Below are 24,421 nucleotides of genomic sequence, written 5' to 3' on the forward strand. Positions count from 1 at the left end.
CTTTACGAATAGGCCAGAACGAAGGGCAAAACCGCCAGTTAAAACGCGGCGCATGGTATACCGACGCATTCGTAATTGAAACGTATTCTTATTTGTCATGTTGGTCAGGGTGAAAAAGCAGCAGATCGCTCAGACTGAACGCGCGGTATCAAAGGCACTTGACCTTGTGGGAGCTGGCTTGCCAGCTCCCACAAGGATTCGGGACTGAAATCAACATTGATGGTCGCCACAAGACCGTGTGGGAGCGAGCCTGCTCGCGAAGAGGCCGGTCGCTTCACCCTCGATCCTGGGTGACTGGCCCGTGACAGATTCAGACCCGCAGCAATTGCCGGGTCATGGCCATCGAAGTGTCCAGCGACTGCCCGGTGCGCTGCAATTTATTCAGCAGGCTCGCCCCCAGCCAGAGCTGATACAGCGTTTCCGCCAGATGCCGCGCATCGCCCTGGGGGAGGCTTTTGTCGGCCTGGCCCTGTTCGATGCATTCGGTGATGCGCGCGACGATTCGCTCGGCGCCGTCGCGCAAGGTCAGGCGCATCGATTCGGAGAGGTCCGCGACTTCGGCGCTGAGTTTCACCACCAGGCATTCGTCACCGTGGCCTTCCAGGGTGCAGCGGTTCTGCCAGCCCTGCCAGTAATCCATCAACCGCTCAAACGCGGTCAACCCGGGCAGCGTCAGGCGACGTTCCATGTCGGCGAGGTAGTCGACAAAGTAATCCTCAAGCAGCGCCTGACCGTACAGCTCCTTGGATTTGAAGTAGTGATAGAACGAGCCTTTGGGCACGCCGGCGGTTTGCAGGATTTCGTTGAGGCCGACACTGGTGAAGCCCTTCTCGGCCATCATCCGGTGGCCGGTGTCGAGCAAGTGTTGGCGCGTGTCGTCGTAGGTCGGTTTCATGGGGCGCAAAATTCCAGGCAATAGACCAGTCGTATAGTTTTCCAGGAACGGGAGTTTGCCATATCTGCCGATTGAAAGCCTGTCCTGAAAAAATTACTAGACGACTGGTCTAATTGGAAACTATGCTGCGCCCCGACACACCAAATTCATGCGGTGTCGACGCCGAGCGAATTCCTCGCCTGCTGCCGATGCCTGACCAACCCAGGGTGCTCTATGAAAATCTTGATGGTTCTGACTTCCCACGATCAACTCGGCAACACCGGCAAGAAAACCGGCTTCTGGCTGGAAGAATTCGCCGCGCCCTACTATGCCTTCAAGGACGCCGGCGCTGACGTCACGCTGGTTTCTCCGGCCGGCGGCCAGCCACCGCTCGATCCGAAAAGCGATGAGCCCGGCGCGCAAACGGCCGAGACCGATCGCTTCCGCGCTGATCCGGCTGCTCAACAAGCGCTTGCCACCACAGGTCGTCTGGCCGATGTCCGCGCTGAGGATTTCGATGCAGTGTTCTACCCAGGCGGCCACGGCCCACTCTGGGATCTGGCCGAAGACAAGGCTTCCATTGCGCTGATCGAAGCGTTCGACCGCGCCAACAAACCTCACGGTTTCGTCTGCCACGCACCTGGTGTGTTGCGTCATGTTGTGCGGGCCGACGGCCAGCCCATCGTCAAAGGACGTAACGTCACCGGTTTCACCAATGCCGAAGAAGCTGCTGTCGGCCTGACTGACGTGGTGCCGTTCCTGATCGAAGACGAGTTCCAACGCCTCGGCGGGCAATACTCGAAAGTCGCGGACTGGCAGGTGCATGTAGTGGCCGACGGGCAACTGGTCACCGGTCAGAACCCGGCCAGCTCCGCCGCTGTTGCCGAAAAGCTGCTGAAGCTGCTGGGCTGAATCCTCGTTCTATCCCGACCAACGCCGTGCGCGTAAAGCCCGGCGTTGTTTTTTTGCCCAGGCGCTAGTCGACTGGTCTAATTAAAACCGAAACAAGGTACTCCATGAACAATGCTTTCTTCACGCCCGTCAAACTGGGCGGACACACCCTGAAAAACCGTATCGTGCTGCCACCCCTCACCCGCCAGCGCAGCACTCAACCGGGCAACGTCGCCAACGAGCTCATGGCCGAGTATTACCAGCAGCGCGCCGGCGCCGGTTTGCTCGTGACCGAAGGCACCCAGATCGAGCCTCGTGGCCAGGGTTATGCCTGGACGCCTGGCATTCACACGCCAGAACAAATCGCCGGCTGGCGTAAAGTCACCGAGGCCGTCCATGCGGTCGACGGTGTGATTTTCGCGCAACTCTGGCATGTCGGCCGTGTTTCCCACACTGCGCTGCAACCCAATGGCGGTGCGCCCGTGTCGGCCTCCGCTGTGGCCACTGACCGGGTCAGCGTGTTCATTGAAACCGCGCCTGGCGCCGGTGAACTGGTGCCGCCGTCCGCGCCGCGCGCCCTGAGCACGGATGAAGTGCAGGAGCTGGTTCAACTGTATATCCAGGCGGCGCGCAACGCGATGGACGCTGGTTTCGACGGCATCGAACTGCACTGCGCCAATGGTTATCTGGTCAATCAATTCATCTCGGCCCACAGCAACCTGCGCACTGATCAATACGGCGGCACGCTGCATAATCGCCTGCGCTTCCTGCGTGAAGTGGTCGCTGGCGTTGCTGAATGCATCGGCAAGGACAAGGTCGGCGTACGTTTCGCGCCGCTGTTCACCACAACCGATGAAGCGCGCACGTACCTGGGCATGGTCGAGGAAGATCCGCACACCACCTACATCGAAGCGGTCAAAATCCTGGAAGACGTGGGCATCGCTTACCTCTCCATCGCCGAAGCCGACTGGGACGATGCGCCAGCAATGCCGCTGACATTTCGTCAGGCCGTGCGCGACACCTTCAGCGGCGCGATCATCTACGCCGGTCGCCACACCGCCGAAACGGGTGCTCAACTGCTCGAGTCAGGCCTGGCGGATCTCGTTGCATTTGGCCGACCGTTCATGGCCAACCCGGACCTGCCGGCGCGTATCGCCAATGGCTGGCCGTTGAACCCGCTCAACCCGGCGACGGTGTATGGCGGCGGTGCCGAGGGTTATATCGATTACCCGACCTACCCTGCATAAGCACACAACACAAATCCCTGTGGGAGCGAGCCTGCTCGCGAAGGCGGTGTGTCAGTCAGCATTTGTATTTGCTGACAGTACGCTTTCGCGAGCAGGCTCGCTCCCACAATAGGATGTCAGTGGCCGCTAAAACCTATACATAACAAACAATCTGTATAACTATTAGAGTCCGAATCTCTAACCGGACTTCGCTCCATGCCCTCTGCCCACCGCGTGCTCCTGATCCTCGGTGACCAGCTGTCTTTCGACCTGGCCTCCCTGCAGCCACTCGATCCCCAGCAAGACCTGCTGCTGATGGTCGAGGTCATGGAGGAAGCGACCCACGTCGCCCATCATCCGCAAAAGATCGCCCTGATCTTCAGCGCCATGCGCCACTTTGCCGAGGCGTTGCGCGGTAAAGGCTACCGCGTCCAGTACGTCACCCTCGATGACCCGGACAACAGCGGCTCAATCCCCGGCGAATTGCAGCGCTGGCAAACCCTCACTGGTGCCGACGAAATCCACATCACCGAATGCGGCGACTGGCGCCTTGAGCAGTCAATCAAAGATTCGGGCTTGCCCGTGCATTGGCATTCAGACAGCCGTTTCCTCTGCTCTCGTGAAGCGTTCGCCGAGTGGGCCAGCGGCAAAAAGCAACTGCGCATGGAATTCTTCTACCGGGAGATGCGCCGCAAGAGCCGCCTGCTGCTCAATGGCGACGGCACGCCGGTGGGCGGTGCCTGGAACTTCGATGCCGAGAACCGCAAGGCGTTGCCCAAACACACCAAGGCGCCCTACCCGGCACGTTTCGTCAACGACGACATCACCCGCCAGGTGCTGACGCTCGTCAGCAAGCGCTTCGCCACGCATTACGGTTCGCTGGATGATTTCAATTACCCGATGACTCACACAGACGCTCAAGCCTTGTGGCACTACTTTCTCGACTACGGCCTGGCCGGGTTCGGCGATTATCAGGACGCCATGGCCAGCGACGAACCGTTTCTGTTTCACGCGCGCATCAGTGCGGCGCTGAACATCGGCCTGCTTGATTTGCGTCAGCTGTGCAGCGATGTTGAAGCGGCGTACTGGTCGGGCAGCATCGGTCTGAATGCCGCCGAAGGGTTTATTCGACAATTGATCGGCTGGCGTGAATACGTACGCGGCGTCTATTGGTTGAAAATGCCGGACTACGCCGAGGGCAATGTCTTCGGTAACTCGCGCCCGCTTCCGGAGTTTTACTGGACCGGCCAGACGCAGATGAACTGCATGCGCCAGGCCATCGGCCAAAGCCTGCAACATGCCTATGCCCACCATATCCAGCGGCTGATGGTCACCGGCAACTTTGCGTTGCTCGCCGGGATCGCGCCGAAGGAAATTTGCGAATGGTATCTGGCGATTTACATGGACGCGTTCGACTGGGTCGAACTGCCCAACACTTTGGGCATGGTCATGCACGCCGACGGCGGCTATCTCGGCTCTAAGCCTTACTGCGCCAGTGGTCAGTACATTAATCGGATGTCGGATTACTGCGGCGATTGCGCCTACAAGGTCAAGGAAACCAGCACTGACAATGCCTGCCCGTTCAATGCGTTGTACTGGCATTTCCTGATGCGCCATGGTGACATTCTGCGCGGCAATCAACGCATGGGCATGATGTACAAAAACCTCGACCGCATGCCGCTCGCCAAACAGGATGCGCTATGGCAGCGCGGCCAAATGCTGCTGGCGAAACTGGATAACGGCGAGGCGTTCTGATACCTCAGGCATGCCCGGCCAGGCCATTGCGCCCCGCCGCTTTGGCGCGGTACAGCGCCTGATCGGCCGCCTCGATCAACAACGGCACCGAATCGAGCCGTGAACCCGTCGCCTCCGCCATGCCGATACTGACGGTCACCCGCCCGAACGGACTGCGCGGGTGGGCGATGTTCGCCTGTTCCAACCGTTCAAGCATCAGTTGCGCCACCACCGTCGCGCCGTCACTGTCGGTGGCCGGCATGATCACGGCCATTTCCTCGCCACCGTAGCGCGCGACCAGATCCGAGGGGCGCCGCACACAGCTTTCAAGCACCTTGCTGACCGCTTGCAAACACGCGTCGCCGGCGACGTGACCCAAGGCATCGTTGAACAGTTTGAAGTGGTCGATATCAATCATCAGCAAGGCCAGCGACGAACCGTCACGTTGCGCCCGCCGCGCTTCCACGCCCAGCGTTTCATCGAAACAGCGGCGGTTGGCCAGCCCGGTCAGCGCATCTTTCATCGCCAACAATTCCAGCTGTCGATTAGAGGCGAGCAATTGCTGCTGGGCATCGCGCAAGGCTTCTTCGGCCTCGGTGCGCCGGCGAATATCCAAAATCAGGAACCAGCCAATCAACCCGGTCAGCCCCAACAGCCCGACCACCACCACCGCCGAAAGCGCCGCTTCGATGCGCCATGCGGCGAGGGCTTCATCCTTGCCCAGCGCGACGGTGGTGATCAACGGCAGGGTTTCGCTTTTGCGGAAGGCATACAGGCGCTCGACGCCGTCGAGGCTGGAGGTATAGGAAGCGGTGCCCACCGAGCGATCGACCAGGTATTTGGCATAGATCGGCGATTTGGAGAAGTTGCGACCCATGTCCTGCTCCCGGAACGGATAGCGCACCAGCAGCGAGCCATCGGTGTACGACAGGCCAATCGCGCCGTCCTGGCCGACGTCGAGTTTGCCGAACACCCGCAGAAAGTTTTCCACCCCAAGTGTCACCGCAACGACCCCGGCGAACCGGCCCTGGGCATCGTTAAAGCGACGGCTGATGGTCACCACCCATTCGAGATTGGAACGGCTCTGGATCGTCGGGCCGATGAAAGGCTCGCGGCTCGGATCGTCACGGTGATGAATGAAATAGGCGCGATCGCTGCTGTTGGCACCCGCCGGAACCGGCCGATTGGACGACATCAACCAGTGCCCATGCTGATCATAAAGGGTGATGCCGCTGAGCTGCGGCATGAGCGGCTGCTGCGTATCGATCAGGGTCTTGATGCGCTGGATCTGCGCCGGGCCAGCGCCTTCGGTTTCCAGGCGTTCGACCAGCCCGAGCAACAGCAGCGAGCTTTGCCGGACGATGCCTTCGGTGTAGGTGTTGAGCGCCTGTGTCAGGTTCAGGCCATGCACGTCGACCTCGGCCAGTGCGCGCTCACGCGAAGACCAGACTTTCCAGATCGTCAGCGAAGTCAGGGAACAGCCAATCACCAGCAGCAACAGCATTACAAGGCGAGTATCACGCTTCACGTCAGTACCTTAAGGAAGTCCGGTGTCCATTCCAGCCATCATTCGAACGTCGGCACTCACGGCGGCCACGTGTTCCGGGGCGCAAGCATACAAGCAGTCTCAAGCAGCTGCAGCAACAGAGTGTGCTGCCGCTTGATCAGCGCTACACGGCGGGCGCAGCCGGTGCAGCGGGGTTGAGGATTTTCACGAGAAAATCGATGAACACGTTGATCCGGCTCGATCCACGGTGATTGGGCAAGTACAGCGCGTTGATGCAACTGCTGGCGCTGCCGGGGTTGACCTCGTAGTGCTCAAGAAGCCGGATCAGGCGCCCGGCCGCGACATCGTCGCGCACCAGCCAGTCAGCCAGCAGCGCCACCCCGCCACCGCCGATGGCGGCCTCGCGCAGGATGTCGGCGTTGTTGCTTTGCAGACGTCCCTGCACGTTGAGCTGAATCGGCTCCTCGTCGTTCAGGAAGGTCCAGTGATGATGGCTGCCGCCGTAGTCGAAACGCAGGCATTGGTGCTCGAGCAGATCACGCGGATGACACAGCGCCGCGCTGCGCGCCAGGTAATCGGGGCTGGCGACTATCCAGCGCTGAAACTGCCCGACGCGTTTGCTGACGATGTCTTCGCTGACGACCGTAGAGCCCAGCCGCACCGAGACATCGATCTGCTCGCTGAGCAGGTCACTGACCTGATCGCTCAGCGACAGGCTGATCTCCAGCCCCGGATGGCGCTCAAGCAATCGACTCAAGTGCGGTGCAATCAGACGCCGGCCAAACTCCACCGGCACGCTGATGCGCAGCCGGCCCTGAGCTTCGCTGCCGCGATCGGCGACCACCGCATCGGCTTCATCGATGGCATCGAGAATCGCCACGGCCTTCTCGAAGTAGGTCTGGCCGGCGACGGTCACGCTGGTGTTGCGCGTGGTGCGGTTGAGCAGGCTGGCGCCCAACTCGTTTTCCAGCCCCGCCACCTGCCGTGTCACCGAAGATGTCGAAATCCCGAGTTTGCGCGCCGCCGAGGAATAGCCTCCGCAGCGCACGGTTTCAACGAACATCTTCAAGGCCAGCAACTTGTCCATAAGCGGGGTCCGGTGGTGAGGGAACGCCGCTGATTGTGCATCAGCGTTCGCCACACGTCTTGTACCGTCGTGCTTGCCAGGACCCATCGAGACTTCAGACATCAGCCTTGCGACTCAGGAACAACGCCAGAGCCAGCGCCGGCAAGACCGCTACGGCGACAGCGGACAGGTTCCAGCCGAAGTGCTCGTAAAGCGGACTGGCGACCAGCGAACCCAGGGCACCGCCGACGAAAATGCTGGTCATGTACACCGCATTGAGGCGTGCGCGGCTGTGCGGGTCAAGGGCGTAAACCTCGCGCTGGCCGAGGACCATGTTCAGTTGCACGGCAAAATCCAGCAGCACCGCGCACACCACCAGCCAGACATAACCGCTGCCCGGCAGCCCGGCGATCAACAGTGAGACCGGCGCCAGCAGCAATGCGACCAGCGTACCGCGACGCCCATGCCCGGCATCGGCCAGACGCCCGGCAATCGGCGCCGCGATCGCACCCACCGCACCGACCAGCGCAAAGATCGCCACGTGCGCCTGAGTGAAGCCGTGATGACGCATCAGCTCAATCGGTGCGAGGGTCCAGAACAGGCTGAAACTGGCAAACAGCAGACCTTGATACAGCGAACGCTGGCGCAACACCGGATAACGTCGGGCCAGGGCGAACACCGAACCGATCAGCGCGGGATAGGTGGCTTTGTGCGTCGGCACCCGGCGCGGCAGTGCGACCGCAGTAATCAGAGCAATGACCGCCATCAGCGCCGCCGCGCTGTAAAACACCCCGCGCCAGCCGAACACTTCAACCAGCAGGCTCGACAGCGGACGTGACAGCAGAATGCCCAGCAGCAAGCCGCTCATGATGTTGCCGACGACACGGCCACGGCTGGCTTCCGGCGCCAGGTGCGCGGCCAGCGGTACCAGGATCTGTACGGCCACCGAGGTCAGGCCGATCAGCAGGGACAACAGCAGAAACAGCGACGGCGAATGGGTCAGCCCGGCGCACAGCAGCGTAGCGCTCGCCGCCAGGGTGAAACCCACCACCAGGCGGCGGTTTTCCATCAGGTCGGCCAGCGGCACCAGCAATAGCAAGCCCAGCGCGTAACCGAACTGCGTCAGCGACACGATCAGGCTGGCATTGGCGCTGGACAGGCCGATTTGCGGTGCGATCAGTTCGACGATGGGCTGTGCGTAATACAGATTGGCCACGACCGCGCCGCAGCAGAAGGCGAGAAACGCGACCATCAGGCCGGAGAGTGAAGCAGGCTGTTCTGCCTGGGCCGCAACGGCGGGATTGCCCGTAAGCATGGTGACACCTCGTTGAGTTCGGGAAAGTTGTGCCAAGGCTACGGCCACCCGACGGTGGCGAGAATCCGTGCAGCCGGCAACGCAGTGATGCGCCGAGCGCAACGTTGCTTATGGCGCAACGCGCTGTTGCGCGGACCGGTGATTCTCTGGCGCCGGGCTCTTCTCTACGCTTTGGCCCCTGGCGCAGACGTCCGCATCGGCGCCCTTCCCCGGCTGCTACAAGGAGCGTTTCCATGACCCGTACCCCATCCGTCCTGCCATTGCCTGCCGCGTTTTCCCGCCGACCATGACCAGCCACTTCCTCAAATCCAGAACGCTGTGGATCAGCGTGGCCGTGCTCGCGGTGATCGGCCTGTTTGGCGCTTTTTTACTGATGTGGCGCCCGGCGATTGACCCCATCGAACGCCCCACGACCTTCGATACCGCGCAGTTGCAACGCGGCGCGCGGGTGGTCGAGGCCGGTGATTGCGCGGTTTGCCACACTCGCCCCGGCGGCGAATACCTGGCCGGCGGGCTGCCGCTGGTGACGCCATTCGGCACCCTGTTCAGCACCAACATCACCCCGGATAAGCAGACCGGTATTGGCCAGTGGTCGCTGCCCGCCTTCAAACGGGCGATGCGCCAAGGCATCGCCCGCGATGGTCACTTTCTCTATCCGGCGTTTCCGTACGTGCACTACCGGCGCATGAGCGAAGGGGACATCGCAGACGCTTATGCCTACCTGATGAGCGGCCCCGCCGTGCACGCGCCGGCCCTGCAGAACCAGATGAATTTCCCAATGAATATTCGTCCGCTGGTGTCGTTCTGGAACCTTCTGTTCCTGCATGGCGAACCGCTGAAACCGGTGGCCGAACGCAGCGAGGCGTGGAATCGCGGACGTTATCTGGTCGACGGCCCCGGCCACTGCGCTGGCTGCCACTCGCCGCTGAACCTGATCGGTGCGGAAAAATCCTCGGAATATCTGCAGGGTGGCAGCGTCGATGGCTGGAACGCGCTGGCGCTGATCGGCATGGGCCAACGCGCCAACCCGTGGAGCCGTGAGCAACTGGTCGGCTATCTGCGCGCCGACGTCGTCGATGGCCACGGCACGCCCGCTGGCCCGATGCGCCCGGTCAGCCTGAGCCTGGCGCGTTTGCCGGCCAGTGAAGCCGAGGCGATTGCCGAATACCTGCTGAGCCTGCAAAGCCCGCACTCGGTGACCGAAACAACCCCGACCACGCAGCCGGGTCCACCGGCAGACCACTCAACGGGCGCCCTGTTATTCACCAGCGCCTGCGCCGGATGTCACGGGCCGGCCGCGCCCATGCGCGAAATTGACGGGCGCCCAGGCTTGCAAAACACCTCGGCGCTGCAAGCCTCCAGTTCGCGCAACTTCCTCAAGACCGTGCTCGAAGGCGTGCCGGCCATACCCGGATCGCCCGGCCCGGTGATGCCACCGTTCGCCGCCAGCCTCGACAGCGACCAGCTCGGTGCACTCGCCGCGTATCTGCGTCAGCAAGCCAGACCCGATCAGCCCTGGGCCGACCTCTCTTCCACTATTGAAGCGTTACGTCAGGAGACGAAATGAGCCAGATCACCCTCAACGTCAACGGAGCCGCCCAACCGCTGGCGCTGGAGCCGGACATGCCGCTGCTGTATGCGCTGCGCAATCACCTGAACCTCAACGGCGCCAAGTACGGTTGCGGTCTGGGCCAGTGCGGCGCCTGCACGGTGATCGTCGATGATCAACCGGTGTTCGCCTGCCTGACGCCCTGCGCCGGCCTGGAAGGCAAAAAGATTCGCACCGTGGAAAGCCTGGGCAGCGCCGAAAAGCCCGGCCCGTTGCAGGCGGCATTCATCGAGAAGCAAGCGGCGCAATGCGGCTACTGCATCGCCGGCATGCTGATGCGCGCCCAATCGCTGCTTGAACAAAATCCCCACCCGGATGAGCAAACCATCCGCGAGCACATGGCCGGCAATCTGTGCCGCTGCGGAACGCACTTGCGCATTATCGAGGCGATCAAACAGGTGGCCGGGCACAACGGGAGCCTGACATGAGCGAATCGAATGGCTTGAACCCCAGCCGCCGTGCCTTTCTGCGCGGTGGCGCGTTGCTGATGGCGTTCACCCTGATGCCAGTCGCTCGGCGTGCGTTGGCCGACACCGAAGTCGACACGCTCGGCACGGTGGTGCTGGCGCCGGACCTGCCCGGCAGCCTGCGCACCAACCCTTTTCTCGACGCCTGGATCCGCATCGGCGCCGACGGCATTACCGTCTACACGGGCAAAGTCGAATTGGGCACCGGGGTGAAAACCGCGTTGCTGCAAATTGCCGCCGAGCGATTGCAGGTGCCGGCCAGCGCGATCAACTTGCTGACCGCCGACACCGCGCTGACGCCCAACGAGGGCTATACCGCCGGCAGTCACAGCATTTTCGACAGCGGCACCGCGCTGTACAACGCTGCCGCGCAGGTGCGCGAAATGCTCGTCGATGCCGCCGCACGCAGTTGGCAGATTGATTCCTCATTGCTGAGCACCCGCGACGGGGTGATCGAAGGCCCGGCCGGACAACGACTGACGTATGCCGACGCGGTCAAGCATGTCGATGTGCACCAATACGCCGAGGCGCAATCACCGGCGATGGCGGCGGCCGACTTCAAACTGATCGGGCACAACCTGCCGCGTCTGGACATCCCGGCCAAAGTCAGTGGCGGCGCAGCTTTCGTTCAGGACATGCGTCTGCCGGGCATGCTGCATGCGCGGGTGATCCGCCCGCCGCGCCCGGGCTGCACGTTGCAAGCATTCGATGCGGCGTCGGTTGAAGCGCTGAACGGCGTGGTCAAGGTGATCCGCGACGGCAACTATCTGGCCGTGCTCGCCCGTGATGAATGGCAAGCGATCAAGGCCATGCGCAGTGGCATTGAAAGCGCGAAATGGAGCGGTGGCGAAGCGATTCCTGAAGCCGCCCAGATTCACGATTTGCTCAAGCGCCTGCCCTCCAGGCGCTATCCGATCAGCAACACGGGAAATTCCAGCGGCGCGGCTGACACGCGTTTCAAGGCGCGGGTCACCAAGCAATACCTGATGCACGGCTCAATCGGCCCGTCCTGTGCGGTGGCCTGGTTCAACGACGGCATTCTCACGGTGTGGACGCACACCCAAGGCGTGTATCCGCTGCGCGCCGGCATTGCCGAAATGCTGCGCCTGCCGCCGGAACGCGTGCGCTGCATTCATACCGAAGGTTCGGGTTGTTACGGCCATAACGGCGCCGATGATGCCGCCGCCGATGCGGCATTGATTGCCATGCGCGTGCCCGGCACACCGGTGCGCGTGCAATGGATGCGCGAGCAGGAAAACCTCTGGGAGCCTTACAGTTCGGCGATGGTCACCGAGGTCGACGCCGGCCTCAGCCAGGGCCGTTTGCAGGACTGGACCTATGAGTTGTGGACGACGCCGCACAACGAACGCATCGTCAATGCCGGACGCCTGCTGCCGGCGCGTTTACTGGCGCGGCCCTTCGCTTCGGCGCCCTCGGTGCCCATCGCCCAGCCCGAAGGTGACGGCGATCGCAATGCAGTGCCGCTTTACGACCTGGGCTCAACGCGGATCAACATGAACTTCGTCACGCAAATGCCTTTCCGCACCTCGGCCATGCGCTCGCTGGGCGCGCACATCAATATCTTCGCTATCGAGGCGAGTATCGATGAGCTGGCGATCAAGGCCGGGATCGATCCGGTGGCGTTGCGCCTCGCCCATCTCAGCGATCCACGTGCCCGCGCTGTCGTCGAGCGTGTGCGTGACTCGATAGGCTGGCCGCACAAGAGCAGCGAGCCCGGTGCCGGCATCGGTTTCGCCTTTGCCCGCTACAAAAACATCATGGGTTACTGCGCGATCGCGGTGAAGCTGCGGGTGCATCCGCAGACCGGTGAAATCCGTGTCGATCATGTGGTGACGGCGGTGGACGTCGGCCAGATCGTCAGCCCCGATGGCCTGCGCAATCAGGTCGAGGGCGGTATCGTGCAGTCGGCGAGCTGGACGCTGTTTGAAAAAGTTGCCTACGACGCCGGGGGCATTCGCAGCTACGACTGGAGCGGCTATCCGATTCTGCGCTTCACCCAGCTGCCGAAAAAGGTCGATGTGCACTTGCTCGACCAACCGGGCGAACCCTTCCTCGGTGCCGCTGAGATCGTTCAGGGCCCGATGGCGGCCGCACTCGGCAATGCGGTCGCCAACGCCACCGGCCAGCGCTGGCTGAACCTGCCGCTGACCCGCTCCACTCAACCCGCCTGAGCGTCGCCCGCGTTCATTGCCAATGAGCGCGGGCGCCGTTGCGTTGCGCGCAAAACAGCGTAGCGCCCGTCACGGATTATCACCCCCGCTGCGCCCGGTTAACTTACCTCCACTGGGTGCGGTGCTGGCTGCCGCGCTTGAACCTTACTCATCGAAATCCGGAGCTACCCATGACTCGCCGCCTGTTCCAACCTATCGCACTTGGCCCTTACACCCTTGCCCACCGCGTGGCGATGGCACCGTTGACCCGCTCGCGCGCCGGCCAGCCGGGCGACGTCCCGACCGCGATGAACGCCGAGTATTACCGCCAGCGCGCCAGTGCCGCACTGATCATCACCGAGGCCACGCAGATTTCCCAACAAGGCCAGGGCTACGCGTGGACGCCGGGCATTTACACCGATGCGCAAGTCCAGGCATGGCGGGAAGTCAGCACGGCGGTGCATGAGGCGCACGGTCTGATCTTTATGCAGTTGTGGCATGTCGGTCGCGTATCGCATCCCAGCTTCCAACCGGACGCAGGCTTGCCCGTTGCGCCCAGCGCGCTGCCGGTGCCCGGCAAAACGTTCATCGTTGATAAAGACGGCAACGGCGTCTGGGGTGATGTGCCGGTGCCGCGCGCCCTCGAAACGGCGGAAATCGCCAACATCGTCGAAGACTATCGCCGGGCCGCGCGCAACGCGTTGAACGCCGGGATGGACGGGGTGGAAATCCATGCCGGCAACGGCTATTTGCTCGACCAGTTCCTCAACAGCAACAGCAACCGGCGTGACGATGCCTACGGTGGCAGCGTCGAAAATCGCGCGCGCTTCTTACTGGAAGTGGTGGCCGCCGTCGCTGACGAAGTCGGCGCCGAGCGCGTGGGCGTGCGCCTGACACCGATGGGCCGCTTCATGGGCATGGGCGACGACACCCCCGAAGCGACGTTCGGTCATCTGGTCGAAGCGCTCAATCAGTGGAATCTGGCGTACTTGCATCTGGTGGAGCCGGCCATGGTCGGTACGGTCAAGGACGAAAAGTTCGATCCGCGCTGGGACGCGATCATCGCCCGGTTGCGCAAGACCTGGAACGGCGTGCTGATCCTTGCCGGCGGTTATGACGCGGCGTCCGCCGAACAAGCGCTGATCGCCGATCGCGCCGACATCATTGCCTTCGGCCGGCCATTTCTGGCCAACCCGGACCTACCACGCCGGCTGCACGAAGGCCTTGAATTGAACACACCGGACCCGAGCAGCTTCTTCGGTGGCGATGAACGCGGTTACGTCGATTATCCGTTCCATGCCTGAGGTCTGGGCTTCATAACTTTTAAGGTTTGTTTAAGGACTTTAAATGTCGCCAGCGGCCAGACTTTTCCCATCGATCAGGAGAGCCGCCATGAACCCGCAATCGGTGAAGTCAGACCCTCCCTGCCACCTGGCGCGCCCGTTGGGCGCGCTGTCCAGCTGGCAGGAACGCCGCGCCAAGGCGTACATGCTGCGCGACGTGAGCCGCAGCCTGCGCGTCAGTGAAATAGCCGAGCACTGCAACCTGTCACGCAGCCACTTTTCCAGAGCGTTCAAAATCGTCACGGGATGCTCGCCGCAGGAATGGATGCTGAAGATGAAAATCGACAAGTCCAAGGAGCTGTTGCTGACCTCGATGGCGATTACCGACATCGTCTATGAATGCGGGTTTTCCGACCATTCGCATTTCACCCGAACGTTCGGGCGGCTGGAGGGGATGCCCCCAAAGGCGTGGCGTCAGCTGGTATGCGCCGCACGGATCCCGGTGATCGATACGCGCGTCTGGCCGCTGAACGAAGGCCTGCTGAACACGGGAGCTGCGAAGCATTCGACGGAACTGCGGCCTTGAATTGATCTCCAAAGCGTTTGTTCACTCCTCCCTTTTGGCCGCGTTTTCGCGGTCTTTTTTTTGGCGTAGCAGAACAGGTCAAGCGGTTTGGATCTTCGCGTCCGGCGCAATCGGCAGCCTGAAACACATCCGCGCGCCCTCCTCGCTGTCTTCCGCCCGCAACGTCCCGCCATGGGCGCCAATCACGGTTCGGCAAATCGCCAGGCCCATGCCCATGCCGCTGCCCTTGGTGGTGAAGAAGGCGTCAAAAATCGCCTCGCGCTGATGCTCGGCAATCCCCGGCCCGTTGTCCTGAAAGCACACGCAGACCTGCCCATCGCTGATCGTCGACTCGATACTCAAGCGTCCGTCAGCAACGCCATGACCGGCGATTGCCTCCATCGCGTTGACGATCAAGTTGTAAATCACCTGCTGAATCTGCACCCGATCCCCCAATACCGTGTCGGCAGCCGCGAGTCGTATGTCCAGGGTGACGCTACGGTTGTGCAAGTCGCTGGCCGTCAGCTGCACCACTTCGCCAATCAACGCGTCGATCGACAGCGGCAGCCGCTGCAAGGGCGCCTGTTTGGCCAAGGCACGCAAGGCCTGAACAATTTCGGTTGCCCGCGCACTGTCAGACCGGATGTCTTCCAGCCCCTGAATGGCCTCCGCCAGATCCGGCGTGTCGCGCTTGAGCCAGCGCAAGCTCGCCGAGGCGTTGGAAGAAATCCCCAGCAGCGGCTGGCTGATTTCATGGGCAATCGAGGCCGATAACTCGCCCATCATTTTCAGGTGCGAGTTGCGCGCCAGCTCCGCCCGTGAAGCGCGCAGATCTGCCTCCATTTGCGCGCGCAAGCGGTTGTCTTCGACCAGTTGCGCGTAGAGCCGCGCGGTTTGCAGCGAAACAGCCGCCTGCGAGGCGAGGATTTCCAGCATGGTCAGGCGCTCGGCATTGAACAGTTTCGGCAGCAGAGTGTTTTCCAGATAAACCAGGCCAATCAGCGCGCCTTGCTTGAGCAGCGGCAGGCACATCATCGAGCGCGTCTGCCGCTGACGCAGGTCGGCGCTGTACGCTTCGGGACAGTCGGCGCGGGCATCGTCGAGTACCAGCGGCGTGCGCGTGCGCAGGGTGGAATTGAGCACTGAAACCGGCGCGATGTGCTCCAGTGGGCGGTCATTGTCCTGGCTCACCCGCACGTTGCCCGCTTCGACGTTCGCCGTCGCAGCGAGTTGCAATTCACCGTCGGCCACCAGCAGCAACGCACCTTGATCGGCACCTGCCTGAATCATCAGGTGGTTCATGAGGGTATCCACCAGGCGTTCCAGCAACACTTCCTGAGAGACGGCGCGCGCGGCTTCAATGCCTACTTCAAGATCAAGGCGACCTCGCGTCACTGGTGTCAGCGTTTCCAGCGAATGCTCGCGGGCCAGAAAAGGATGCACGGCTTCAAGGTGGCGCGCCTTGGCCTCAGCGCCCCAAAGACCATAACAGTCACGGGCAACACGCAAGTGATGGTGCGTACCGGAGACCAGACCGTTGGCCAGGCAGACCTCGGCTAGTTGTTCGTGGGCCAGCGCTTGCTCATGGACAAACCCGGCCGCGGCTGCCGCAATCTGCGACTGGTCAAAGCAACGGATAGCGACCAATCCCTCACCCCGCACGCGGGCCATCGCGCCTTCAATCAGCAGCAATTTGTTGCTGAACGTCGCGGGATTGAGTTCGGCCCACGGCAAAAAGCGCTGACGCTGCTGCTCCAGTTTCGCAAGCTTTTGCGCAACGTCGCCCGGCGCCTCGGGACTGGCCAGCGCCAGGCTGTAGAACAGGCAATATTGGGCAAGATCGATGTGCGCCGGCACCGACCAGGTCAGCGCCTCGGCCTCTTCAAAGCGCCGAAGCGCATAGCGGACATCGCCGAAATAGAACGCCGACATGCCCGAGTACAACCACATCCAGAACAGTGTTGGCTGCGAAACGCGGTCACGATCCAGCGGGCCGAAGCGGTCATGTGCCAGGCGATCAAGTTCAGCGCTTGCACGCGGCTCGGGCCCTTGACGCAAATCCCTGGCGAACGCCTGTTGCGCCAGCAGGATGCGCTCGATGTCGATGTAGTGAAATTGCCGAACCCAGCTCAGGCCGACGTCCAGCTCATTCAGCACGCTGTGCAGCGGCTCGCCCATAAACAGCAGATCCGAGCCAATGTGGTTGCAGGCATAACACGACATGCCCAGGTCGCCACCCGCCTGCCCGGACTCGAACGCAGCGAAGGCCTTTTGCCGGGCATAGGCCATCGGTTTGGTCCACGGGCTGACTTGATCGAGCGCCACCAGCGTGCCGGTGCGCCCGGCTTCGTAGCCGTGCAGGTCGATGAGTTCAAGGGCCAGTTCGGCAAAAGCGACACCGTCGAGGTATTCGCCGTAGCGGTCGGCGATCATCACGCCGTACCAGGCGAAACCGTAGCCGCTGCTCGGCGTGATGCCATGCAGCAAGGTCAGTTCGACCATTTTCGCCAAGTGCACAAAGGCGATATCGTCCTGCACGAAGAACGATGCGATCAGCGTGCTCAGCAGCTCCATCGCCACGTCGATGTGCGGATCGTCAGCCTTGGGCAGCGCGGTCAGGTCAGCAATCTGTCGTGTGCCGACCAATCGCCGCACCCGCTCGAACGCTTCGCTCAGTTGCGCTTTCGATGGCCGGCGCTGCAAGGCAACGTCGAGCAGCGCCAAGCCGTTCAGCGCTTCGCCGATCGCGCCGTGATAGTCAGAGTGCAGGGTGCGCAAAGTGGCGCGCAGGCGATAGGTTTTGGCTTTGTCCTGCGCGTTGCTGGCGTGACTCAGGCAGTCGTCGAGGCGCCGCTGTGCCTGCGGCAGATCTGCCAGCAACATTGCACAGTCGGCCCCCAGCCAACGTGCCGCGAAAGCCTGCGGATACACCTGCGTCCATCCGCTGTCGCCCAACAGCCTCTCGGCGCTGCGCAGATAGTCCACGGCCTGATCCACAGCGGCGGTATCGCGAGCGCGCTCGGCGGCCTCGACCAGTAGCTGGATGAAGTCGGCGCGCCGAGGTGTGTGCAGCGCATCGACATCACTGCGCTGAATCTGACTGGCAATGTCGAACAGCCGCGCGTGACGCTGCTCGCCGTACTCATCGAGCATGGCGGCGGCGATGCGCCCATGTTCGGCGGCGCGGCCCGCTGGCGCCGTCAGGGCAGCCGCCGCCTCCAGTACACGGTCGTGGGGAAAAATCAGTTGGCCTGCCTCGCGCAGGAGAAAGCCTGCGCTGACCAGGTCATCGACATCACGAGCCAGTGCTGGCGGATTGTCCGGCAGTAAACGGCGCAACAGTGACTCGTCACAGCGCCCACCGACGTAGCCAGCGGTACGCAGCACTTCGCGGGCGCTGGCTGGCAGACGTTGCAAGCGCTGCACCATCAGCTCGGCGACATTGTCGGCGTAGCGATAGCCGTCAACGTCGGCCTGATTCCACATCCAGCGCCGCGTTGTTGCCTCGAAACGCAGAAGACGCTCATCGATCAGGGCGCGCGCCACCTGGCTGACAAACAGCGGATTGCCGGCGGTCTTGAAATGCACGACACCGGCCAGCGCCTGGAGGTTATCGACGTCGGCATCGAGTTCGACCGCCATCAGTTGCGCGACGGCCTGCACCGACAGCGGCCCCAATTCCAGGTCGGTGACCGGCAGCATCGGGGACGCGCGCAGGTCGTTCAGCCATTCGCCCTGCCCTTGCGCCAATTCGCCTTCGCGATACGCAAGAACCAAAAGCAAATGCCGCGTTGGCCGAGCGATGAAAGCCTTGAGAAAGGCTTGGGTCGAATCGTCCGCCCATTGCACATCATCAATGAACAGCAAGAGCGGGTGCCCCGGCTGCGCGAAGAGCTCCAGCACATCAAGCAGCGCCCGATTGACCCGATCCAGAGCGTGACGCGCCGGCATGTTCGGCAGTTCGGCGGTGGTTCCGAGCAGTACTTCAGCTTCCGGCGCGAGATCCGCCAGCAACCGGCCACGGCCCTTGAGCGTTTCATTGAGTTGCTCGCCAAGGGCCTGCAAGGCCAGCGCGGGTTTGGCCAACAGTTGGCTGATCAGTGAACGGAAAATCTGCGCCAGTGGTGCGAAAGGCCTGTCGCTGTGCAGCAGTTCAATCTTGCCGCTCGCCCAGTAACCGGGTGCGTGCGTGCGCAACACTTGCTGGATCAACGTCGATTTGCCCGCCCCCGGCGCGCCGGCGACCAGCAGTACGCGGGCGATGCCATCGCTGCGCACACGCTGGATCTGATCAATGAGTTGCTCGCGCTCGCCATCGCGGCCAAACAGCACATTGCCGCGCGCAGTGGCTGCCCGGGCATCGAAGGCACCGAGGCGGAACGGCTCGATCTGACCTTTTGTATGCCATTGGCGCAGGCACCACGTCAGGTCGGCCGCCAGCGATTCGACGCTTTGATAGCGTGCGTCCAGCTCCTTGGCCAGGCCCTTGAGCAAAACGTGACAGATGCCTTGCGGCAGTTCGGGAATAGAGTCTGCGGGCGACAACGGCTCGACAGCTGCGTGCACATGCAGCCATTGCGACGCATCGCGAGCAGTCAACGGCGGCCGCCCGGTCAGGGCTTCGTAGATAATCGCCGAGAGCGCGTAGACATTGCTGCGTTCATCGAAGCCTGGGAGATCAGGCTGCACCTGTTCCGGTGCCAGATAAGGCCAGTGATCGAGGCTCGGCAGTTCAGTGGCCGTGGTTTGCTGCGCCTGGGTGTGAAAGCCCATCAGCCTGACGCTGTCGTCGGGGCCGACCATCAGATGCCATGGCAGCAGAGCAACCTGTGGGAGCGAGCCTGCTCGCGAAGGCGTCATTTCTGCCGATGTCTCTGCTGACGGATCCGCCGGTTTCGCGAGCAGGCTCGCTCCCACAATGTGTTGTGGTGCCCCGGCACGCTGTGCCTGACGCTGGCCGATGCTGACCAGCGCGTTGGCTGCGGCAAGCGCGATATTCAGCACCCGCCCGAGCGGCAATCCAGCGGGTTCGAGCAATCTCGCCAGTGGCACGCCCCATTTTGGATAGACCAACACCGGGCCGTCCGCCGAACGAACGAGCGCCATCGGGTTGATCGCCCACTGCGAAGGCAGCTGCAAATGAAAATCGCGCTCCAGCCGCTGGCACAGCGTCGGGCGTTGAATCGGCGCGCGCACGGCGAACCATTCATTGCCCAAGCGGTTGTCCTTGAGCGTAAACCAGGTCAGCTCGTGGTCGCGGCGCAGCAGGCTGAAACGACAGCTTTGCAGCCACGCTTCATCAAGCGGCGGAGCGTCGCTGTCGCCGGAAACGGTAGATAAGGATGGCTGGCCGGACATTCAAAATCACCGCTGGCAATGAGTTTTCAGGCTGGTGCTGGAGTATACGCAGCGTTCTTTACGAAAAGACCAGCCGCTGCGCTGATGTCCGTCTGCGGCCCCACGATGGCTGTCCAGAGCCTTGCAGGTGTGCGTTGGCCACGATAAAAGCCGGCGACTTATCCTTCGGGATAATTGCTTTATGCAAGGCCGTCCCCTAGCGTACGAACCTGATAACCCGGCGCCCCGCCTTTTCCTTTTCACCGCGACGCAGAGGCCTGCATGATTCGACTCGGCCAAGCCACGATTTCCCTGGAACGGCGCGAAGCCTTTCTGGATGGCCGGCCCTTGCGCGTGGGCGGGCGGGCGTTCGAGTTACTCTCGGTGCTGATGCAGGCCGATGGACGCATCGTCAGCAAAGACGAGCTGATCAATCAGGTCTGGCCTGACATCGTTGTCGAAGAGAACAATCTGCAGGTGCAGATCTCCTCCCTGCGTAAACTGCTCGGCGAGAAAGACATTATCCAGACGGTTCCCCGTCGAGGTTACCGATTATTGAAAGACCGCGAACCCCAACTGCCCGTATTCAACGCGCTGGCGTCGGCGCCGATGGTGGCGCAGCCAGCGCCGGTCGAGGCGCACTCGGTGCCGGTGTTTATCGTCGACGATGAGGCCTGCGTGCGCACGGCGCTGAGTCGGTTGTTGCGGGCCGAAGGCATCGAGCATCGAATTTTCCAGTCGGCCGAAGAACTGCTCGACGCCAATATCCCCAGCGGCCCGGCGTGCCTGCTGCTGGATGTCAGCCTGCCGGAAACCACGGGATTGCAATTGCAGGCGGCGCTGAACGAGCGCGGCCATCCGTGGCCGGTGATCTTCATGACCGGCCACGGCACCATCCCCATGTCGGTGCAGGCAATGAAAGCCGGTGCAGTGGAGTTCCTGACCAAACCGTTCAATGACGATGAACTGCTGGGCATTCTGCGCACCACGCGTCAGCACGCCGCCAAAGCGTTCGATCAGTGGCAACGTGTTCAGCACGTGCGCCAACTGGCCGAGCAGCTGACACCGCGTGAACGTGAGGTGCTGCCGCTGATCGTTGGCGGTCTGTCGAACAAGCAGATCGCGAATCAGTTGGGCACCAGCGAAGTGACCGCCAAGGTTCATCGCAAGCACATCATGGCGAAAATGCAGACCCGTTCGCTGGTCAATCTCGTCGAACTCTATGGACTGATCAGCGCTGCGCCTTCGCCTGGCCCATCGAGTCTGTCGTGAGCGGTCTGGCGGGTCGCCCGACGGCGGCCGACAGCACCCGGTCCACCATCGTCTGCATCGTCGATGACGACGCCTCGGTGCGCAAAAGCCTGTCGAACCTGCTGCGTTCCGTGGGTTACCGCGCGCAGGTCTATGCCAGTGGCGACGCGTTTCTGACCGAGGGCGATTTGGATGACATCGCCTGCCTGCTGCTGGATCTGCGCATGCCCGGCCTGTCGGGCATCGACGTGATGCGACAGTTGCTCGCCAGGCCCCGGCAGTTTCCAGTGATCTGCATGTCCGCTCATTGGGACGAGGCGACGCTGGCCGAATCCGGGCATTACCAGGCCTTTGCGTGCCTGTGCAAACCCTTCGAGGAAGAGGTGTTACTGGCTGCGCTCGACAAGGCATTGCATCGCCAGAACTGACTGAATCAGCTGTCCTGCGTGGCACCTTCCGGCGCTTCGCTGACCGGCAGCGAAGCGCTCATTTCAGCGTGGCACGCCGCAAGGATTTCATCGGCCAGCGCCGAGTCGTCCGGGCAGGCACGCGAGAGCATGATCGCGCCGACTGCACGGGCCAGCAGGCCGATCATTCTGGTTCTGCCCTCACCCGCCGGTGCATCCGGTGCGGTCGGGTACTTTTCGCCGAAGGTGTGCAACAAGCGCTCGATGCCTTCGGCGAACGCCGACTTCAAATCCCCCGATTGACGCGCCGCATCGCCACACAACGCCGCCATGGTGCAGCCGGTGGAGCGCCCGTCGCGGTGATCACGCGACACGTACACATCAATGAAATCCTGCACGCTCATCGCTTCGGCACTGGCCAGCGACTGCGCCAAACTATTGGCCGACGCTTCGGCCATCAGGTCGGCCTTGGAGCCGAAATGTTTGTAAAAGCCACCGTGGGTGAAACCGGCGGCTGCCATCAGGTCGGCCACGCCGACCCCGTCAAAGCCGCGTTCGCGGAACATCACTGAAGCCGTTTCGACAATGTGCTCCCGATTGGCCTGAGCCTGAGCCTTGGATACGCGCATGTTGGATACCTCGCCAGCGCTGAAAAATCATGTGCTGATGATACATAGATGTTGGCCATAATCAAAACCGTTGACAGTTTAGATTTCGATCATCATCCTAAAAGCCAGCCACATCACTCATCACCCATGGCCGGAACACAAACACATGAGCGACTCGAATCTGTTCTCTTCCTACACCCTTGGCAGCCTGACCCTGGCAAACCGCGCCGTGCTTGCGCCGCTGACGCGCAATCGCGCTGGCGCAGGCCTGGTACCCAGCGAATTTGCCGCGACCTATTACAGCCAGCGTGCCAGTGCGGGCCTGCTGATTTCCGAAGCCACGCAGATTTCCCGACAGGGCCAGGGCTATCAAGACACGCCGGGCATCTACACCCAGGCGCAGATCGACGGCTGGCGCAGCGTGACCGACGCCGTACACGCCAGGGGCGGGAAGATTTTCCTGCAGCTGTGGCACGTCGGCCGGGTGTCCCATGTCGACTTGCAACCCGAGGGTAAAGCGCCCGTCGCGCCATCTGCACTGCGGGCGGCGACCAAGGTTTTCGTCAATAACCGCTTCGAGGATGTGTCCGAGCCGCGCGCGCTGGAAACTGACGAGTTGCCGGGCATCGTTGATGATTTCCGCAAGGCAGCGGTAAACGCGATTGCGGCCGGCTTCGACGGCGTGGAAATCCACGGCGCCAACGGTTATCTGCTCGATCAGTTCATCAAGGACGGCTCCAACCAGCGCACCGACGCCTACGGTGGGTCAATTGAAAACCGTGCGCGCCTGCTGCTCGAAGTGACCGCCGCGGTGGTCGCCGAGATCGGTGCCGATCGCACTGGCCTTCGTCTGTCACCGGTGTCGCCAGCCAATGGCGTGTCGAGCAGCGATCCGCAGGCGCAGTTCGAATACATCGTCGATCAGCTCAACGCGCTGGACATCGCCTACCTGCACGTCGTTGAAGGCGCCACCGGCGGACCACGCGATATCGCAGTGTTTGACTTCGACGCGTTGCGCCAGCGTTTCCAGAACACCTACATCGCCAACAACGGCTATGACCTCGACCTGGCGAACGCGCGGATCAGCCAGGACAAGGCCGACCTGATCGCCTTCGGCAGGCCTTTCATCGGCAATCCGGACCTGGTGGAACGCCTGCAGATCGGCGCGCCGCTGGCCGCTTTCGACCCCGCCACCCTCTATGGCGGCGGCGCGGCGGGCTACATCGACTATCCGACGCTTGCTGAAACCAGCGCACGTTAACCCTGCTGTTCTCCTGTCCCTGAATAAAGAGCCGACACCATGACTACTCGCCCTACTGTTCTGATTACTGGCGCCTCCACCGGCATCGGCGCTGTTTACGCCGCGCGCTTCGCCCAACGCGGTCACGATCTGGTGCTGGTCGCCCGTGATCAATCGCGCCTGGACACACTCGCCGCCGGTTTGCGTGCCGAACACAACGTTGCCGTTGACGTGTTGCAGGCCGACCTGACCCGACTCAGCGATCTGCAAACCGTCGAAGCCCGCCTGCGTGATGACGCGCGCATCGGCATCCTAGTCAACAATGCCGGCGCTGCGCAGTCGGGCACGTTCATTGAACAAAGCACCGACAGCGTGGCGCAACTGGTGGCGCTCAACACCACGGCGCTGGTGCGCCTTGCCAGTGCCATCGCCCCGCGTCTGGCCAAGGCTGGCGACGGCGCGATCATCAACATCGGCTCGGTGGTGGGCCTGGCACCGGAATTCGGCATGTCGGTGTACGGCGCGACCAAGGCGTTCGTGCTGTTCCTCTCCCAAGGCCTGAGCCTGGAGCTGTCGCCGCAAGGCGTGTACGTGCAAGCCGTGCTGCCCGCCGCTACTCGCACGGAAATCTGGGACCGCGCCGGCATCGACATCAACACCCTCAGCGAGATCATGGAAGTCGGTGATCTGGTCGATGCGGCGCTGGTCGGATTTGACCGTCGTGAGGCCGTGACCATCCCGCCGCTGCACGAAGGCGAGCGCTGGGATGCCCTGCAAACCGCGCGTCAGGGCCTGTTGTCGCAGATCCGCCAGGCGGCCGTCGCAGAACGTTATAAAGCCTGATCCGATCCGGACCCGCCGCAATGACGG

18 protein-coding genes are annotated in these 24,421 nt (G+C 62.4%); 12 read left to right on the plus strand and 6 right to left on the minus strand.

Annotated features, from left to right (window positions below; translation table 11 throughout):
• Positions 1–310: 310 nt before the first annotated feature.
• Positions 311–895 (minus strand): TetR family transcriptional repressor CurR, encoded by a 585-nt coding sequence (gene curR / locus HU727_RS05230; RefSeq protein ID WP_186528793.1) that lies wholly within the window; start codon positions 893–895, stop codon positions 311–313.
• 213 nt (positions 896–1,108) lie between these two features.
• Here curR and HU727_RS05235 point away from each other — a divergent pair, with 213 nt between their 5' ends.
• From HU727_RS05235 to HU727_RS05245, 3 genes are all read left to right on the plus strand, one after another.
• Positions 1,109–1,786, plus strand: a complete 678-nt coding sequence (locus tag HU727_RS05235) for a type 1 glutamine amidotransferase domain-containing protein (protein WP_186528795.1) — start codon at positions 1,109–1,111, stop codon at positions 1,784–1,786.
• Positions 1,787–1,890: 104 nt separating this feature from the next.
• Positions 1,891–3,012 (plus strand): alkene reductase, encoded by a 1,122-nt coding sequence (locus HU727_RS05240; protein WP_186528797.1) that lies wholly within the window; start codon positions 1,891–1,893, stop codon positions 3,010–3,012.
• Between the two features lie 195 nt (positions 3,013–3,207).
• Positions 3,208–4,746, plus strand: coding sequence for a cryptochrome/photolyase family protein (locus tag HU727_RS05245; RefSeq protein ID WP_186528799.1), 1,539 nt, complete (start codon positions 3,208–3,210; stop codon positions 4,744–4,746).
• Positions 4,747–4,750: 4 nt separating this feature from the next.
• Here the strand turns inward: HU727_RS05245 and HU727_RS05250 are convergent, their stop codons facing one another.
• From HU727_RS05250 to HU727_RS05260, 3 genes are all read right to left on the minus strand, one after another.
• Positions 4,751–6,253: a sensor domain-containing diguanylate cyclase gene (locus HU727_RS05250; RefSeq protein WP_186528801.1), complete on the minus strand. Its 1,503-nt coding sequence runs from the start codon at positions 6,251–6,253 to the stop codon at positions 4,751–4,753.
• Between the two features lie 142 nt (positions 6,254–6,395).
• Positions 6,396–7,319 carry a LysR family transcriptional regulator gene (locus HU727_RS05255; protein ID WP_186528803.1) on the minus strand — a complete coding sequence of 308 codons (924 nt, stop codon included), beginning with the start codon at positions 7,317–7,319 and terminating at the stop codon, positions 6,396–6,398.
• A gap of 94 nt (positions 7,320–7,413) precedes the next feature.
• Positions 7,414–8,613, minus strand: a complete 1,200-nt coding sequence (locus HU727_RS05260; RefSeq protein WP_186528805.1) for an MFS transporter — start codon at positions 8,611–8,613, stop codon at positions 7,414–7,416.
• 286 nt (positions 8,614–8,899) lie between these two features.
• On the opposite strand from HU727_RS05260, the gene HU727_RS05265 reads away from it, so the two are divergent.
• The 5 genes from HU727_RS05265 to HU727_RS05285 all read left to right on the plus strand — a co-directional run bounded on the left by HU727_RS05265 (position 8,900) and on the right by HU727_RS05285 (position 14,729).
• A complete protein-coding gene (locus tag HU727_RS05265) occupies positions 8,900–10,180 on the plus strand; it encodes a c-type cytochrome (protein WP_186528807.1) in 1,281 nt (426 codons plus the stop codon).
• Complete coding sequence (locus tag HU727_RS05270) at positions 10,177–10,650, plus strand: (2Fe-2S)-binding protein (RefSeq protein WP_186528809.1); 474 nt, start codon at positions 10,177–10,179, stop codon at positions 10,648–10,650. The genes HU727_RS05265 and HU727_RS05270 overlap by 4 nt, the downstream gene beginning before the upstream one ends.
• Positions 10,647–12,881 carry a xanthine dehydrogenase family protein molybdopterin-binding subunit gene (locus tag HU727_RS05275; RefSeq protein WP_186528811.1) on the plus strand — a complete coding sequence of 745 codons (2,235 nt, stop codon included), beginning with the start codon at positions 10,647–10,649 and terminating at the stop codon, positions 12,879–12,881. Before HU727_RS05270 ends, HU727_RS05275 begins: the two co-directional genes overlap by 4 nt.
• Positions 12,882–13,051: 170 nt before the next feature.
• Entirely contained in the window at positions 13,052–14,164 is a 1,113-nt protein-coding gene (locus HU727_RS05280; protein ID WP_186528813.1) for an alkene reductase, read from the plus strand.
• A gap of 88 nt (positions 14,165–14,252) precedes the next feature.
• Entirely contained in the window at positions 14,253–14,729 is a 477-nt protein-coding gene (locus HU727_RS05285; RefSeq protein WP_186528815.1) for a helix-turn-helix domain-containing protein, read from the plus strand.
• A gap of 78 nt (positions 14,730–14,807) precedes the next feature.
• Here the strand turns inward: HU727_RS05285 and HU727_RS05290 are convergent, their stop codons facing one another.
• A complete protein-coding gene (locus HU727_RS05290; protein ID WP_225919772.1) occupies positions 14,808–20,066 on the minus strand; it encodes a trifunctional serine/threonine-protein kinase/ATP-binding protein/sensor histidine kinase in 5,259 nt (1,752 codons plus the stop codon).
• Between the two features lie 261 nt (positions 20,067–20,327).
• On the opposite strand from HU727_RS05290, the gene HU727_RS05295 reads away from it, so the two are divergent.
• Positions 20,328–21,317, plus strand: coding sequence for a response regulator (locus HU727_RS05295; RefSeq protein ID WP_186528818.1), 990 nt, complete (start codon positions 20,328–20,330; stop codon positions 21,315–21,317).
• Entirely contained in the window at positions 21,314–21,724 is a 411-nt protein-coding gene (locus HU727_RS05300) for a response regulator transcription factor (protein WP_367616972.1), read from the plus strand. The genes HU727_RS05295 and HU727_RS05300 overlap by 4 nt, the downstream gene beginning before the upstream one ends.
• Positions 21,725–21,729: 5 nt before the next feature.
• Here HU727_RS05300 and HU727_RS05305 read toward each other — a convergent pair whose 3' ends face one another.
• Complete coding sequence (locus HU727_RS05305) at positions 21,730–22,332, minus strand: TetR/AcrR family transcriptional regulator (RefSeq protein ID WP_186528820.1); 603 nt, start codon at positions 22,330–22,332, stop codon at positions 21,730–21,732.
• Positions 22,333–22,477: 145 nt separating this feature from the next.
• Here HU727_RS05305 and HU727_RS05310 point away from each other — a divergent pair, with 145 nt between their 5' ends.
• Together HU727_RS05310 and HU727_RS05315 are read left to right on the plus strand one after the other, a co-directional pair.
• Entirely contained in the window at positions 22,478–23,572 is a 1,095-nt protein-coding gene (locus HU727_RS05310) for an alkene reductase (protein ID WP_186528822.1), read from the plus strand.
• Between the two features lie 39 nt (positions 23,573–23,611).
• A complete protein-coding gene (locus tag HU727_RS05315) occupies positions 23,612–24,394 on the plus strand; it encodes an SDR family NAD(P)-dependent oxidoreductase (protein WP_186528824.1) in 783 nt (260 codons plus the stop codon).
• Positions 24,395–24,421: the final 27 nt, after the last annotated feature.

The organism is Pseudomonas khorasanensis, assembly GCF_014268505.2.
Lineage (GTDB): Bacteria > Pseudomonadota > Gammaproteobacteria > Pseudomonadales > Pseudomonadaceae > Aquipseudomonas > Aquipseudomonas khorasanensis.